The organism is Gillisia sp. CAL575 (genome assembly GCF_000403785.1).
Lineage (GTDB): Bacteria > Bacteroidota > Bacteroidia > Flavobacteriales > Flavobacteriaceae > Gillisia.
Map to the genome: position 1 here is coordinate 1 of NZ_APHJ01000030.1, position 16098 is coordinate 16098.

At 36.0% G+C, this 16098-nt stretch carries 11 protein-coding genes and 1 pseudogene; all 12 read left to right on the forward strand.

From position 1 onward, the window contains the following. Positions 1-158, forward strand: a pseudogene (locus I130_RS16815) (MFS transporter); the annotation flags it as partial. After that, positions 154-804, forward strand: a complete 651-nt coding sequence (gene pgmB, locus I130_RS10730) for a beta-phosphoglucomutase (RefSeq protein ID WP_034923018.1) — start codon at positions 154-156, stop codon at positions 802-804. The pseudogene I130_RS16815 and the gene pgmB, both read left to right, overlap by 5 nt. 2 nt (positions 805-806) lie before the next feature. After that, positions 807-3113, forward strand: a complete 2307-nt coding sequence (locus I130_RS10735; RefSeq protein WP_034922885.1) for a glycoside hydrolase family 65 protein — start codon at positions 807-809, stop codon at positions 3111-3113. Between the two features lie 40 nt (positions 3114-3153). Continuing rightward, positions 3154-4995: a glycoside hydrolase family 13 protein gene (locus I130_RS10740; protein ID WP_034922888.1), complete on the forward strand. Its 1842-nt coding sequence runs from the start codon at positions 3154-3156 to the stop codon at positions 4993-4995. A 126-nt stretch (positions 4996-5121) separates the two neighbouring features. Next, positions 5122-7527 carry a TIM-barrel domain-containing protein gene (locus I130_RS10745; RefSeq protein WP_034922891.1) on the forward strand — a complete coding sequence of 802 codons (2406 nt, stop codon included), beginning with the start codon at positions 5122-5124 and terminating at the stop codon, positions 7525-7527. A gap of 17 nt (positions 7528-7544) precedes the next feature. Next, the gene (locus tag I130_RS10750; protein ID WP_083932907.1) at positions 7545-8987 is read left to right on the forward strand and encodes an alpha-amylase family glycosyl hydrolase; all 1443 of its coding nucleotides are present in this window, start codon (positions 7545-7547) and stop codon (positions 8985-8987) included. A 124-nt stretch (positions 8988-9111) separates the two neighbouring features. After that, entirely contained in the window at positions 9112-10098 is a 987-nt protein-coding gene (gene pfkA, locus I130_RS10755; protein ID WP_034922894.1) for a 6-phosphofructokinase, read from the forward strand. An 18-nt stretch (positions 10099-10116) separates the two neighbouring features. Next, positions 10117-11115: a type I glyceraldehyde-3-phosphate dehydrogenase gene (gap, locus tag I130_RS10760; protein WP_034922897.1), complete on the forward strand. Its 999-nt coding sequence runs from the start codon at positions 10117-10119 to the stop codon at positions 11113-11115. 72 nt (positions 11116-11187) lie between these two features. Continuing rightward, the gene (locus I130_RS10765) at positions 11188-12045 is read left to right on the forward strand and encodes an N-acetylglucosamine kinase (RefSeq protein WP_034922900.1); all 858 of its coding nucleotides are present in this window, start codon (positions 11188-11190) and stop codon (positions 12043-12045) included. 50 nt (positions 12046-12095) lie between these two features. Further along, positions 12096-13634 (forward strand): YifB family Mg chelatase-like AAA ATPase, encoded by a 1539-nt coding sequence (locus I130_RS10770; protein ID WP_034922903.1) that lies wholly within the window; start codon positions 12096-12098, stop codon positions 13632-13634. 117 nt (positions 13635-13751) lie between these two features. Then, complete coding sequence (locus I130_RS10775; protein ID WP_051119686.1) at positions 13752-14873, forward strand: DUF2891 domain-containing protein; 1122 nt, start codon at positions 13752-13754, stop codon at positions 14871-14873. After that, positions 14870-16096 (forward strand): Nramp family divalent metal transporter, encoded by a 1227-nt coding sequence (locus I130_RS10780; protein ID WP_034922909.1) that lies wholly within the window; start codon positions 14870-14872, stop codon positions 16094-16096. The genes I130_RS10775 and I130_RS10780 overlap by 4 nt, the downstream gene beginning before the upstream one ends. The last annotated feature ends 2 nt before the right edge of the window (positions 16097-16098 follow it).

Below are 16098 nucleotides of genomic sequence, written 5' to 3' on the forward strand. Positions count from 1 at the left end.
TTGTGGCAGCCACAATTTTAGGATTTTTAGTAAAAGAATTTTTTGGGAATGAACCTATTTACGCATTGTTAATAGGAGGTTTCTCAATGATCTTAGCGGGAATCTTAACCCTAAGAGTTCAAACACAACGAAAAATTAATATTAGTGAGCAAAATTAAAGGAGTAATATTCGATTTAGATGGAGTGATTGTAGATACTGCGAAATTCCACTTCTTAGCCTGGAAAAAATTGGCTAATGACTTAGGTTTCGATTTTACAGAACTTCAAAATGAAGAATTAAAAGGGGTTAGCCGAGTGCGATCTCTTGAGAAAATATTAAAATGGGGAAATACGAGTTTATCTGAAGATGAATTCAAGGAAAAAATGGCAGCAAAAAATGACCATTATCTTTCTTATATCACCAATCTTACCAGTAAGGATATCTTGCCTGGAGTTTCTAGAATTATAGATTTTCTTACTGAACAAAATATTCCAATCTCATTAGGATCTGCAAGTAAAAATGCAAGACCAATCTTGAAGAAAACAGGACTGATGGATAAATTCCATGCGATTGTGGATGGGAATGATGTAAGTAAAGCTAAGCCAGATCCTGAAGTTTTTATTATTGCTGCTGAAAAAATTGGAGTAGCTAAGGAAAATTGCTTGGTCTTCGAGGATTCTGTAGCCGGAGTACAAGCTGCAAATATTGCAGGAATGACAAGTATTGGAATTGGTGAGAAAGATGTTTTGCATGAAGCAGATCATATTTTCAACAGTTTTGAAGAAATTGAAATAGACTTTATAAAAAATTTATTGACTACGTAAGTATGAATCAAGATTATATAAAACCAGACAATTGGTCTATCATAGAAGAAGGTTTCGATAAGGATCGAGTAGAATCTTCAGAAAGTTTATTCAGTATTGGAAACGGGAAAATGGGCCAGCGCGCTAATTTTGAAGAACAATATTCAGGAGAGACATTTCAAGGGAGTTATATCGCAGGGGTTTATTACCCAGATAAAACTAAAGTTGGATGGTGGAAGAATGGCTATCCAGAATATTTTGCAAAAGTATTAAATGCTCCTAGCTGGATTGGGATCAATGTTTTTGTGAATGAAGAAGCTCTAGATCTAAATACCTGTACAAAGGTAATAGATTATCGCAGAGAGTTGAATATGAAGGAAGGTTGGTACCAACGTAGTTTCGTTGCCACCTTGCCCAATGATATTACAATAAAAGTTTGTGCTACCAGATTTTTGTCTTTAGAACTAGATGAAATTGGAGCTATAGATTATCAAATAGAATTAATTTCTGGAGACGCAAAGATCACTTTCCAACCCTACTTGGATAGTGGTGTTTCCAATATAGATGCTAACTGGGAAGAGAAGTTCTGGAAAACTTTGGAAGTTAGTTCTTCCGACAATCAAGGTTTTATAGTTTCAAAAACATTGAAGACAGAATTTCATGCTTGCACTTTTATGCAATCTGAAGTTTTAATGAATGGTGAAAAAGTTGAGTTAACTCATAAAGAAGAAAAAGAGCAGGATAAGATTGTCTTTACCTATGAGATTTCAGCAGAAAAAGGAGATGTAGTGAGCTTGCAAAAATTTGCAGGCTACGTTACAGATATGAATCATGATAGAAATGATTTAGTCGTTGCTGCCAAAAAGGTGTTATCTACAGCAGTTAGTACAGGATATAACGGCATGCTTCAGGATCAAAAAGATGCTTGGGCAAGGACTTGGGAAATGGCAGATATCTCTATTTCTGGAGATGTGAAAGCACAGCAAGGAATCCGTTTTAATATTTTTCAGTTAAATCAAACCTATTCAGGTAAAGATGAGCGATTGAATATTGGACCAAAAGGATTTACCGGTGAGAAATATGGAGGAAGCACCTATTGGGATACCGAGGCTTACTGTATTCCATTTTATATGGCTACTAAAGATCAGCAAGTTGCAAGAAATTTACTGACTTATAGATATAACCATTTAGATAAGGCTATAGAAAATGCTGAAAAGTTAGGTTTTACCAATGGAGCGGCTTTGTATCCTATGGTGACTATGAATGGTGAAGAAAGTCATAATGAATGGGAGATCACTTTTGAAGAGATCCACAGGAATGGAGCAATGATTTTTGCTATCTATAATTATGTGCGTTATACTGGAGATTTCGATTATATACCTGAAAAAGGACTAGAAGTAATGATCGCTATTGCACGTTTTTGGCAACAGAGAGCGACTTTTAGTAAGGATAAAAAAAAGTTTGTGATTCTTGGAGTTACAGGACCTAATGAATATGAGAACAATGTGAATAACAACTGGTACACTAATTATTTAGCTAAATGGTGTATTGAGTATTGTTTAGAAACATTAAACAAAGTTAAAGACGGACATGCAGAGGATTATGACCGAATTTACGGTCTAACCAATCTTTCTGAAGCTGAATTGATGAAATGGAAAGAAGTTGCAGAAAACATGTATTTCCCTTATTCAGAAGAGTTTGGCGTTTTTCTCCAACAGGATGGATTCCTGGATAAGGAATTAATTCCCGTTGAAGATTTAGCAAAAACCAGTAGACCGATTAATCAGAAATGGAGCTGGGATAGAATTTTAAGATCATGCTACATTAAGCAAGCAGATGTTTTACAAGGATTCTACTTTTTTGAAGACAGGTTTAATGATGAAGATCTTGCTAAGCACTTCGATTTTTATGAACCGCTAACAGTACATGAATCTTCGCTTTCTCCTTGTGTACACAGTATTCAAGCTGCCAAGTTAGGTAGAATGGAACAAGCCTATGAGTTTTACGTGAGAACTTCTAGATTGGACCTAGATGATTATAATAATGAGGTAAAAGAAGGCTGTCATATTACTAGTATGGCTGGTACTTGGATGAGTATTGTAGAAGGTTTTGGAGGAATGCGCGTGGTGAACGATCAATTATCTTTTGATACAAGAATTCCAGACCAATGGGATGCATATTCTTTTAAGGTGAACTTTAGAAACCAGATCTTAAAGGTTAATGTAACTAAAGAGAAAACTACTTTTAATTTAGAAGGAACAGAACCAATTAGTATTTTAGTAAAAGGAAAATCTATAGAAGTGCATCCAAATGATGCAGTAGAAGTTTAGTCACAGCCACACATTTTGTGGTGCATATTAAATTATAAAAATGAAGCAGTTAGTTTTTCTTATTCCGGTATTTTTTAGTCTTTCTACATTTGCACAAATAGATCGTGTGGAGCCCCCTTTTTGGTGGAGCGATATGCATGAGTCCAGTCTTCAGATCATGTTCTACGGAAAGGATATTGCTTTATACGAGGTGTCTGCTTCAAAAGAAGTGGTAGTAGAAAATGTACTTAGAACAGAAAATTCTAATTATGTATTTATAACCATCCAAACTAAAGATCTTTCTGCAGGTTCTTACACTTTTAATTTCAGTAAGAAAGGATCAAAAGGATTTACCAAGGCCTATGATTTGAAAGAAAGAAGAGCAGGTTCTGCTTTTAGAAAAGGTTTTGATGCCAGCGACGCGATGTATCTTATTATGCCGGATCGTTTTGCGAATGGAAATCCGGATAACGATTCTTCAGAAAAAATGGTGGAAAAAGCAGATCGCACAAATTTAGGTGGTCGCCATGGTGGAGATTTACAAGGAGTGATCAATAATTTAGATTATTTAGAAGATCTTGGAATTACAACGCTTTGGAGTACGCCGTTATTAGAAGATAACGACAAGGCTTATTCTTACCATACTTATGCACAAAGTGACGTTTATAATATAGATCCTAGATATGGATCTAACGAAGATTATAAAAGGTTGGCTGCAGAAATGCACTCGAGAGATATGAAATTGGTGATGGATTATGTTACCAATCATTGGGGAGCAGAGCATTGGATGATCAAGGATCTACCTACTTACGACTGGATCCACCAGTTTCCGGGTTATGCCAATTCAAATTACAGAATGACCACTCAGTACGATCCTAACAGGTCTCAAAGGGATTGGAAATACTGTGTAGAAGGATGGTTTGTGAGTACTATGCCAGATCTTAATCAGAGTAATCCTTTAGTATTGAATTATCTTACTCAAAATGCGATTTGGTGGATAGAATATGCCGATTTAGATGGATACCGTGTAGATACGTATTCTTATAATGATAAAGAGGGAATTGCCAAATGGACAAAATCTATCATGGACGAATACCCAAATTTCAATATTGTTGGTGAGGTTTGGATGCATGACCAATCACAGATATCTTATTGGCAAAAAGATAGTCCAATCGGGGCGATTCAAAGCTATAATTCCAATTTGCCATCTGTAATGGATTTCACCTTGCATGATGCTATTACCAGCATATTTAATGAAGACAATGCGAGCTGGGACAAGGGGATGGTGAAGGCTTACGAGAATTTTGTGAATGATTTCTTGTATGCAGATATCGATAATTTGTTGGTCTTTGCAGGAAATCATGATACAGATAGGATCAATCATATTTACAACGGAGATGTAGAAAAATATAAGATGGCTATGACACTTGTTCTTACCACGAGAGGGATTCCGCAGTTGTATTATGGAGATGAAATAGGAATGCAAGGCAATAAAGCTGAAAAAGGAGATGGCGATATTCGTAGAGATTTTCCGGGAGGCTGGAAAGGAGATGAGAATAATGCATTTACTGAAGCCGGAAGAACTCAAGATCAGGAAGCTTACCATTCTTTTACAAAGAAATTACTCAATTATAGAAAAGATAAGGAAGTACTTCACTTTGGGAAATTGCTTCAGTTTTTACCAGAAAATAACGTGTATGTTTATTTTAGATATAATGAGAATGAACGTGTGATGGTGGTGATCAATAATAATCCTGAAGCTCAGGAATTAGAACTCTCTCGTTTTTCTGAAGGTTTAGACGGAAGCACTTCAGGAAAAGATATTATAACAGGAGAGCAAGTTAATTTGAACAATAGCTTAAATATTAAGGGTAAATCCTCTTTAATTGTTGAATTAAAATAGGTTTTGTCACCTTGAGCGGAGTCGAAAGGTCAAACAAAAACGTCTCGACTTTAGCCTGTCTTGAGCGTAGACGAAAGGCTCGACGTGACAATTAAATGTATGTAAATTAAAACTGAAATAGCAATTATGAAGATCCTTCCAAATAATATAAAACGTCTTTTGCTTTTAATTTTCTTCGGAATGAATTCTTTCTTCATTTCAGCTCAAAACGCAAATAGAACTTTTAAAAGCTTCGTACAACAGGCTGGTATTGTTTCGGTATCTACCAACGATGGGAAATACCGTTTCCAAGCATTCACGCCCGAGATTATGGAAACCAGTTTTATTCCGACAGAGGAGACTTACAATGCAGAGTCTTATTCTGTAGTTCTAAAGCCTTCAGAAATAACACCAACAGTTACAGAAGATGCTAATTCATTAAAAATCGCTACTTCCGGAATTACGGTACTTATCACCAAAAAGCCATTTCAGGTGAAGTATTTCTATGAAGGAGAAGAAGTGATTTCAGAAAAAATGGGATATTCAAGATCTGAGACTCATGAAAAACTAGATTTCAATATCTCAGAATACGAAATGCTTATGGGTGGAGGAGCCCGTGCTTTAGGAATGAACAGAAGAGGAAATAGATTAGAATTATATAATCGTGCAGATTATGGGTATGGTACAAAATCCTCTTTATTGAATTATACTTTACCAATGGTCTTGTCTTCAGAAAAATATATGCTGCATTTCGATAATGCTCCTATTGGATTTTTAGATCTGGACAGTGACCATTCTAACACTTTAAGTTACGAGACAATTAGTGGAAGGAAGACCTATCAGCTAATTGTAGGGAAAACCTGGGAGAAGATTACAGAGAATTTCACACTTTTAACCGGGCGTCAACCATTACCTCCAAGATGGGCTTTCGGGAATTTCTCTAGTAGATTTGGATATCATTCACAAAAAGAAGTTGAAAACACCATTGCTAAATTCAAAAAGGACAGTATTCCGGTGGACGCTGTTATTCTTGATCTTTATTGGTTTGGACACGACATAAAAGGCACTATGGGAAATCTGGAATTTGTGAGAGATTCTTTCCCGGAGCCAAAACAAATGATTGCAAAACTGGCAGATCAAGGGGTGAAAACTGTTTTAGTTACAGAACCATTTATTCTTACTACTTCCAAAAAGTGGGATGATGCTGTGGAGCAAAAGGTTTTAGCAACAGATTCCTTAGGAAATCCATTCAAATTTGATTTTTACTTCGGAAACACAGGATTGGTAGATATTTTTGATCCAAAAGGAAAAGAGTGGTTTTGGAATATCTATAAAGATCTTAAGTCATTCGGTGTTGCAGGATGGTGGGGAGATCTTGGGGAACCAGAAGTGCATCCAACAAAATTGAAGCATAGTATTGGATCTGCAGATGAGGTTCATAATATATATGGACATTATTGGGCGAAAATGCTAAAAGAAGGATATGAATCTGATTTTCCTGAAGTGCGTCCTTTTATTTTAATGAGAGCGGGAGCAGCGGGATCCCAACGTTTTGGATTAATTCCTTGGTCTGGAGATGTTAATAGAGGTTGGAGCGGATTAAAACCACAACCCGAGATAAGTTTACAGATGGGATTACAAGGCCTGGCTTATATGCATTCCGATCTGGGTGGATTTGCTGGAGATCTGGAAGATGATGAGTTGTATACTAGATGGTTGCAATATGGAGTTTTTCAGCCAATATTCCGCCCACATGCGCAGGAGGATGTAGCATCGGAACCGGTATTTAAAAATGAAAAGACCAAAGGATTGGCTAAAAAAGCCATTGAATTGAGATATAAATTATTGCCATATAACTATAGCTTGGCCTTCGAAAATCATATTTCTGGGAATCCGTTAATGAGACCTTTATTTTTTGAAGAGCCAGACAATTATAAAATGTACGCAATTTCCAACACCTATTTATGGGGAGACAGTTTCTTGGTTTCACCAATATTAAATCCGGGAGTTATATCTAAAGAAGTGACATTTCCTTCTACAAGTAACTGGTTCGATTTCTACACCGGTAAGAAATATTCAAAAGGAACAGAAGCATTGGTAGAAGTGTTAGAAGATCACATTCCAGTATTTGTTAGAGGTGGTGCATTTATCCCAATGGCAAGACCAATGCAAACCACAGATAATTATGATGCTTCAGCTCTGGATGTATATTTCTATTTTGATGAGCAAGCAAAAAAGAGTATTTCAATTATTTACAATGATGACGGAAAAACTCCTAATGCTTTCGAAAAAGGAATGTTTGAAAAGGTGAAAATGGAATCTGAGGTAACCTTGGATTCAATAACTCTTACAATTTCTAAGGAAGTTGGGGAGAATGCAAATTCAGAAATAAAGCTAATAGACTTACATATTGAGAATCTTAAGAAGGAAGTAAAGTTTGTATGGGTGAAGGGAATAAAGTTTACAGGTAAGAATTATATGCACCAAGGGAAATTAAATATCCCAGTAAGATTCGATCAAAATGAAACGATTATAAAAATAGAATTCAATTAATTTAAACCTAATATCCTATGATTAAAAAAATGGCATTGTCATTTTGCATGGTAGCTGTAATGGCGTCTTGTAAAGATGAAAATAAAGAGAAAACCAATTCTGAAACTCCAAAGGAGGAGCAAAAAGTGAGTATTGAAGACAGCGACCTAGAAAATGCTGTGATCTATGAAGCTAATATCCGTCAGTATTCCCCAGAAGGAACTTTTAATGAATTTACTAAGGATATTCCTCAGTTAAAAGAATTAGGAGTAAAAGTGATCTGGGTAATGCCAGTATATCCTATTTCTATGAAGAATAGAAAAGCTACTGGTGGAAAAATGGTTAGTGAAATTGAAGATGAAAAAGAACGAGAAAAATATTTAGGAAGTTATTATGCGGTTGCAGATTATACTAAAGTGAATCCTGAGTTTGGAACTATCGAGGATTTTCAAAACATGGTAGACGTAGCCCATGAGAATGGAATGTTCGTGATCTTAGATTGGGTAGCAAACCATACAGGATGGGATCACCCATGGATTGCAGAGCACCCAGAATATTATACTCAAAATGAAGCAGGGGAAATTGTAGATCCATTAAACCCAGCAACCGGTGAATCTTGGGGATGGACAGACACTGCAGATCTTAATTATGAAAATAAAGAGCTTTGGACAGCAATGACCAATGATATGAAGTATTGGGTAGAGAATCATGATATAGATGGATTTAGAGCAGATGTTGCTGGAGAAGTTCCAACTGAATTTTGGAAACAAGCGGTATCTTCTATTAAGGGAGTAAAGCCAGTATTTATGTTGGCAGAATCTGAAGATAAGGATCTATTTCATGATGCTTTCGATATGGGATATAATTGGGAAGGTCATCATATCATGAATGAGATCTCACAAGGAAAAAAGGGAGTGAAGGCTTGGGATGAATATATGATTAAGATCGATACTTTATATCAAAAAGACGATTTCTTAATGAATTTTGTAACTAATCACGATGAAAATTCATGGAATGGTACCGTACAAGAAAGAATGGGTGATGCCGGAGAAGCTATGTTAGCCTTTACCTATACCTTACCTGGAATGCCATTGATATACAGTGGGCAGGAGTATGACATGGATCGCAGATTGTTATTCTTTGAGAAAGATAGTATTCCTAAAACCAAAGGAAAAGTTTGGCCAGTTTTAGTTAAGTTAGGAGAACTGAAAAATAATAAGAAAGCATTAGCAGGTGGTAAAAAAGCGGCTACTTATAATAGATTAAAAACTACAAAAGATAATCAAGTTTTAGCTTTCTCTAGAGGAAGTGGAGATGATATGCTTGTCTACGTTGCAAACCTTACAAAAGAACCAGTAAAATTCAAGATGGAATTAGATGGTAAATTTGAGGATTTTATGAACTCTGGAGAGGTGGATCTTAAAAAGGATATGGAGATGGAATTTAAGCCTTGGGAATACAAAATATTGATAAACAACTAAGTATTTTTCTAAATTCTTTAAAAAAGCCTCATTATTGAGGCTTTTTTTATGAGTTATTAACCGAAAACGTTTTAGTGAATGAAGCGATTAGGAAATAAGGAACAAATCAAATAGCTTTACAGTAATGCAAGTAAAAATTAACAAAATTGGAGTGCTTACTTCAGGGGGTGATGCTCCCGGAATGAATGCCGCAATCCGCGCGGTGGTGAGAGGTTGTGCCTTTCAAGAGATTGAATGCGTTGGGATTTATAGAGGATATCAAGGCTTAATAGAAAATGATTTTGAGGAACTCAATGCGAGATCTGTTAGAAATATTATAAGTCGGGGAGGTACCTTTTTAAAATCTGCGAGATCAAAGGAATTTCAAACCGTAGAAGGAAGAAAGAAGGCTTACGAGAATTTAATAAATGCTGATATTGATGCCTTGGTAGTTATTGGAGGAGATGGAACATTTACAGGTGCTCTTATTTTTAATGAAGAACACGATTTCCCAATAATAGGAATTCCTGCAACTATAGATAATGATATTAATGGTACAGATTTTACCATTGGGTACGACACTGCCCTGAACACGGTTGTAGAAGCAATAGACAAAATTAGAGATACTGCAAGCTCCCATAACAGGTTGTTCTTAGTAGAAGTAATGGGAAGAGATGCTGGAGATATTGCTTTAAATAGTGGTATTGGAGCAGGTGCAGAGGAAATATTAATTCCTGAGGAAGATCGAGGAATAGAGCGTTTAGTAGAATCGCTTAAGAAAAGTAGAAAGTCTGGAAAAACTTCAAGCATCATAGTTGTTGCTGAAGGAGACAAAAGTGGAAAGAATATTTTTGAACTAGCCGAATATATTGAAGAACATCTAGAAGATTATGAAATTAGAGTTTCTGTATTAGGACATATTCAACGCGGAGGGTCTCCAAGTTGTTATGATAGAGTTTTGGCAAGTAAACTAGGAATTGGTGCTGTAGATGCACTTATAAATGGAGAGCGAACCATTATGGTTGGAATCCATCATCAAAAAGTAGTTTCAGTTCCATTGGAGACGGCAATTAAAAATGGTGCTAAATACGATAAGAATTTAAGAAGAGTCGCTGATATTACTTCAGTATAATAATTGAAAATACATATTATGAGTACTAAAATTGGAATAAACGGCTTTGGCCGAATTGGACGAATAGCTTTTAGAAATGCTATTTTAAATGATGCAGTAGATGTAGTAGCTGTTAACGATCTTTTAGATGTAGATCAATTGGCTTACCTCTTAAAATACGATTCTGTTCATGGAAAATTTGACGGAACTGTTGAGGTTAAGGATGGTCATTTAATAGTTAATGGAAACACTATTAGAGTAACTGGAGAGCGTAACCCTGAAAATCTTAAATGGGATGAAGCAAAAGTAGATGTGGTTTTAGATTGTACTGGAATATTTACAACTAAAGAATCTGCTGGAGCTCATTTAAAAGCTGGAGCTAAAAAAGTAGTTATTTCTGCACCATCTAAAGATGCTCCAATGTTTGTAATGGGAGTAAACCATATGGATGTAAAAGCAGAAGATACTATTGTGTCTAATGCATCATGTACAACCAACTGTTTAGCACCCTTAGCTAAAATTATAGATGACGAGTTTGGTTTGGTAGAAGGTTTAATGACCACTGTTCATGCAACTACAGCATCAGAGTATACTGTAGATTCTCCAGATAAAAAGAATCATAGATTAGGAAGAAGTGCTTTAAATAACATTATTCCAACTTCTACAGGTGCTGCAGTAGCGGTAACTAAAGTGATCCCTTCATTAAAAGGAAAACTTACAGGTATGGCTTTTAGAGTACCAACTGTAGACGTTTCTGTTGTAGATCTTACAGTGAGAACTGAAAAAGCTGCTACCTATGAAGAAATAAAAGCAGTATTTAAAAAGGCTTCAGAAGGCGCATACAAAGGAGTGGTTTCTTACACTGAAGACATGGTAGTTTCTCAAGATTTTGTCTCTAACCCATATACTTGTAATTTTGATGCTGAAGCAGGAATAGCTTTAAACGATAATTTCTTTAAATTAATAGCTTGGTACGATAATGAATATGCATATTCTGCTAAATTAGTTGAGCTTGCAGCACACGTTGCTTCAATTTAAATTATAAATTGCCATTTATTTACGCGATAAGTTGAAAATAAATGGCGTATTTTATCTTATAAAGAAACTACAATGATATTAATTGCTGATGGTGGTTCCACCAAATGTGACTGGATTCTTCTAAATAGGAAAGGGGAACAGGTATTCCAAACTCGTACAAAAGGTTTGAATCCTGCAGTTTTTCCTGAAGCTATGCTGGAACAACGTATAGAAGAAAATTCCGACTTATTTGAGGTTAGGAATGAAATTGAAAAAGTTCATTTTTTTGGAGCAGGCTGCGGAACTGAAATTCCGCGAAAACTTTTAGAAGATATAATTGCAAATTTCTTTACGAATGCTTCAGAAGTTATGGTGAAGGAAGATATGGTTGCTGCTGCTTATGCCGCTACCACAGAACCTGGAATAGTATGTATTTTGGGTACTGGTTCTAATAGCTGTTATTTTGACGGTAAAGATGTTCACATGGCTGTAGAATCTTTAGGATATATTCTTATGGATGAAGCCAGTGGAAATTACTTCGGAAAGAGATTGATTAGAGATTATTACTATAAAAGAATGCCACCAGATATCGCAGCTAAATTTGAAAAAGATTTCAATTTGAATAGCGATGAGATTAAGAAGAATCTTTACAAGAAAGAAAATCCGAATACTTATTTAGCTTCTTTTGCTGAATTCATTTTTACAAATGAGAGAAATGGATATTTCTATAAATTAGTGCATGAGGGACTTAAAGAATTTATGCATACTCGCGTACTTTCTTTTAAACAAGCTCAAACTGTACCAATTCATTTCATAGGCAGCATCGCCTACTTTAGTCAGGATATTATTAGGGCGGTTGCGCAACCTTATAATCTTGAGATAGGTAATATTATTCGAAGACCCATAGATGCTCTTATTGAGCATTACAGGAAAAATGTGCTAAATAACTAACAGTCAATCTACCATAAATTTTTACTACATTTAATTAAAATGATAATTAGATGCTGGTAAAAGTTTATGGTAGCGCTGTTTTTGGAGTAGAAGCTACTACGATCACTGTAGAAGTAAATGTAGCAACCGGAATCGGTTACCATTTGGTAGGACTCCCAGACAATGCAATAAAGGAAAGCAGTTTTAGAATAGCTGCTGCTCTTCAAAACAATTCTTATAAATTTCCCGGCAAGAAGATCACTATTAATATGGCTCCAGCCGACCTTCGCAAAGAAGGTTCTGCTTACGATCTTACGTTAGCCATTGGAATCCTCGCAGCATCCAATCAAATTAAAGCAGAAGATATAGGAGATTTTCTTATCATGGGAGAACTTTCTTTAGATGGAAGTCTTCAACCTATTAGAGGAGCCTTGCCAATTGCCATAAAAGCAAAAGAAGAAGGCTACAAGGGATTTATTTTGCCAATTCAAAACGTGAAGGAAGCTGCAATTGTTAGCGGACTAGAAGTATATGGGGTTTCCAATATTTTGGAGGTGATCAATTATTTTGATAAAGGAACTCCGCTGGAAAGAACAATTATAGACACGAAGAAAGAATTTTATGATAACCTAGAACACTTAGAGCATGATTTTGCCGATGTGAAAGGTCAAGAAAGTATAAAACGCTGTATGGAGATCGCGGCCGCTGGAGGTCACAACATTATACTTATTGGCCCGCCAGGAGCAGGAAAAACTATGCTGGCTAAGAGATTGCCTAGTATTTTACCGCCTATGACGCTTCATGAGGCATTGGAAACCACAAAGATCCATAGTGTTGTTGGAAAGATTAACAATCACGTAGGATTAATGTCTCAGCGACCATTTAGAAGTCCTCATCATACCATTTCAGATGTTGCACTTGTTGGTGGTGGGGCATACCCGCAACCCGGTGAAATCTCCTTATCTCATAACGGAGTTTTATTTCTAGATGAATTACCAGAATTTAAAAGAGGTGTTCTGGAAGTTATGAGACAACCTTTGGAAGATAGGGAAGTGACAATTTCTAGAGCAAAATTTACTGTTACCTATCCTTCAAGCTTTATGCTGGTTGCGAGTATGAATCCTAGTCCTAGTGGATTTTTTAATGATCCAGATTCCCCCATGTCCTCTTCTCCGGGAGAAATGCAGCGCTATCTTAGTAAAATTAGCGGCCCATTGTTGGACAGAATAGACATCCATATTGAAGTAACACCCGTTCCCTTTGAAAAATTAAGTGAGGAGCGCACAGGAGAAAAAAGCGTAGATATAAGAAAAAGAGTTACAAATGCTAGACAGCTTCAAACAGAACGTTTCAAAGAGGATGAGAAGGTGCATTATAATGCCCAAATGAGCGTGAGGCAGATTTCAGAATTTTGTAAACTGGAGGATTCTTCAAAAGCTCTTCTGAAATCTGCAATGGAACGATTAAATCTTTCAGCAAGAGCTTATGATAGAATTCTTAAAGTTTCCCGCACCATTGCCGATCTTTCAGAATGTGAAAATATTCAAGGCAGCCATATTTCCGAAGCAATTCAATATAGAAGTTTGGATAGAGAAGGTTGGTTAGGTTAAAATTTTCTAACATAACTATCGCTTAAATAAGATTTTAATACATTTGAGAAATTTACTTAAAGACATACCTACTTGAAAACAAAAATATCATTGTTGAGTGTTTTGCTTATTTTTTTAATGGGCTGCAAAGGAGATGAACGAAATAAGACAAATTTGACCAAAGATGTGGATTCTGATACCATTTCTGAAAAGGATATTTCTATAGATACGATCTTAGGTACAGAGTACATCGAGTTGAATCTTGATCAGGCAAACAAACTTGCGGCTTTACCATTAGCCTGTATAAATACCGAGTATCCTAATAAGTTAGGTCAAACTTTAGGTGGAAAACAAGATCTTAAAGCGCCAATTGAATTACATCCTGCTTTTTATGGTTGTTTTGATTGGCATTCTTCCGTCCATGCTCAGTGGACCTTAGTAAAATTGTTGAAACAATTCCCAAAGCTGGAAAATGCAGAGGAGATTAAGGCGAAATTAGAAGACTTGCTCTCTAAAGAAAATATAGCTGCAGAAGTGGCCTATTTTAAAACTGAAAATAATAAAGATTACGAGCGAACCTACGGCTGGGCTTGGTTACTTAAATTAGCTCAAGAGCTTCAAACTTGGGATTCTGATCTAGGAGAAGAATTGGCGGCAAATTTGAAGCCATTATCAGATCTTATGGTTGCTAATTTTACTGAGTTTCTACCTAAATTAATTTACCCAATACGAGTTGGAGAACATACTAATACGGCATTCGCTTTAAGTTTTGCATATGATTATGCTGATGCTGTTGGGAACTCTGAATTTCAGGAATTAATAGAGGTTAGAGCAAAGCAATTTTACTTAAAAGATGATAATTGCCCTGTAAGTTATGAACCTAGCGGATTCGACTTTTTATCCCCTTGTTTACAAGAAGTTGATATTATGCGAAAAGTATTACCTAAGGCAGCATTCCCTTTGTGGATTCAGGATTTTATGCCAGAATTAATAAATAAAGAATTTGATATGGCTGTAGGAAAAGTTTCTGATAGAACTGATGGAAAGTTAGTCCACTTGGATGGACTTAATTTTAGCAGAGCTTGGGTTTTATACGGATTGGCCAATACATACCCAGATAAATATTCCCATTTAAGAGCTGTGGCAGATCGCCATGTCACAAAATCCTTCCCCAATTTAGTGGGAGATAGTTATGAAGGTGGTCATTGGTTAGGTAGTTTTGCATTATACGCCCTGCAGGAATCTAAGGTGCAAAAGTGAGAAACTGGTTTAAAAATGTAGGTCCGGGAATTTTAGTGTCGGCTGCATTTATTGGTCCGGGAACAGTGACAGTTTGTACTTTGGCTGGTGTGAATTTTCAATTCGCTTTATTATGGGCTTTATTATTATCGATCATCTCTTGTATAGTGCTCCAAGAAATGGCAGCAAGATTAGGGATTGTTTCTCAAACTGGTTTAAGCGAAAGTATTAGAAAAGAAATTAAGCACCCAGTTTTTCGAGGTTTAGCAATTATTTTAATCCTTTCTGCAATTGTAATTGGGAATGCGGCTTATGAAGCTGGAAATATTACCGGTGCGGTATTAGGTATTACGGCAGTGCTCTCCCCTTTAGAAGTTCAGCTTGGATCTTCATTTAATCTTAATATTTGGAGCGTTGTTATTGGAGCAATTGCTTTTTCCTTACTCTACATAGGTAATTACAAAGTTTTAGAACGAGTTTTTATTGGTTTGGTGGCCTTAATGAGTATTTCCTTCATAATTACTGCTTTTCTCACCAAGCCAGATTTCTCAGCTATTTTAGAAGGTATGTTTATACCAAAAATGGGATCCGATGGAGTTTTAACTGTGATCGCTCTAGTTGGAACTACTGTAGTGCCATATAACCTATTTTTACATGCATCTTTGGTCAGTGAGAAATGGAAAGATACTTCTAAGCTTAAAATAGCAAGAAGGGAACTTACAGCTGCAATAATTTTGGGAGGAACTGTTTCTATAGCAATTGTGATCTGTGCGGCGGCTCCAAATTTGGCAAATGTTTCCTCAGCAACAGATTTGGCGTTAGGCTTAAATCCTCTTTTTGGAAAATATGCCACTTGGTTTACAGCAGTAGGTTTATTAGCAGCCGGAATTACATCTGCCATTACTGCACCTTTAGCCTCCGCTTATGTGGTTAAAGGATGTTTTGGTTGGGAGAACGGAATGAAATCTTTTAAATTTAGAGCTGTTTGGATAACTATTTTAGGTTTGGGTGTGATTTTCTCCTCCCTGCGGTTTAGTCCTATAGAGATAATTCGGTTTGCGCAAATAGCTAATGGTTTATTATTACCTATAATTGCATTATTCCTTTTTTGGATAGTTAACAAAACTTCTGTAATGGGAAAATATAAGAACTCCTTAATTCAAAATGTTTTAGGACTTATAATTATTGTGATTTCTATATTCTTGGGTGCAAAGTCTATATATTCGGTGCTTCAAAACTTCTAAAA

Excerpts from the sequence above, each read along its gene's own strand:
- I130_RS10735 (WP_034922885.1), top strand. The coding sequence starts at position 807 with ATGAATCAAGATTATATAAAACCAGACAATTGGTCTATCATAGAAGAA.
- I130_RS10740 (WP_034922888.1), top strand. The coding sequence starts at position 3,154 with ATGAAGCAGTTAGTTTTTCTTATTCCGGTATTTTTTAGTCTTTCTACA.
- I130_RS10745 (WP_034922891.1), top strand. The coding sequence starts at position 5,122 with ATGAAGATCCTTCCAAATAATATAAAACGTCTTTTGCTTTTAATTTTC.
- I130_RS10750 (WP_083932907.1), top strand. The coding sequence starts at position 7,545 with ATGATTAAAAAAATGGCATTGTCATTTTGCATGGTAGCTGTAATGGCG.
- pfkA (WP_034922894.1), top strand. The coding sequence starts at position 9,112 with ATGCAAGTAAAAATTAACAAAATTGGAGTGCTTACTTCAGGGGGTGAT.
- gap (WP_034922897.1), top strand. The coding sequence starts at position 10,117 with ATGAGTACTAAAATTGGAATAAACGGCTTTGGCCGAATTGGACGAATA.
- I130_RS10765 (WP_034922900.1), top strand. The coding sequence starts at position 11,188 with ATGATATTAATTGCTGATGGTGGTTCCACCAAATGTGACTGGATTCTT.
- I130_RS10770 (WP_034922903.1), top strand. The coding sequence starts at position 12,096 with ATGCTGGTAAAAGTTTATGGTAGCGCTGTTTTTGGAGTAGAAGCTACT.
- I130_RS10775 (WP_051119686.1), top strand. The coding sequence starts at position 13,752 with ATGGGCTGCAAAGGAGATGAACGAAATAAGACAAATTTGACCAAAGAT.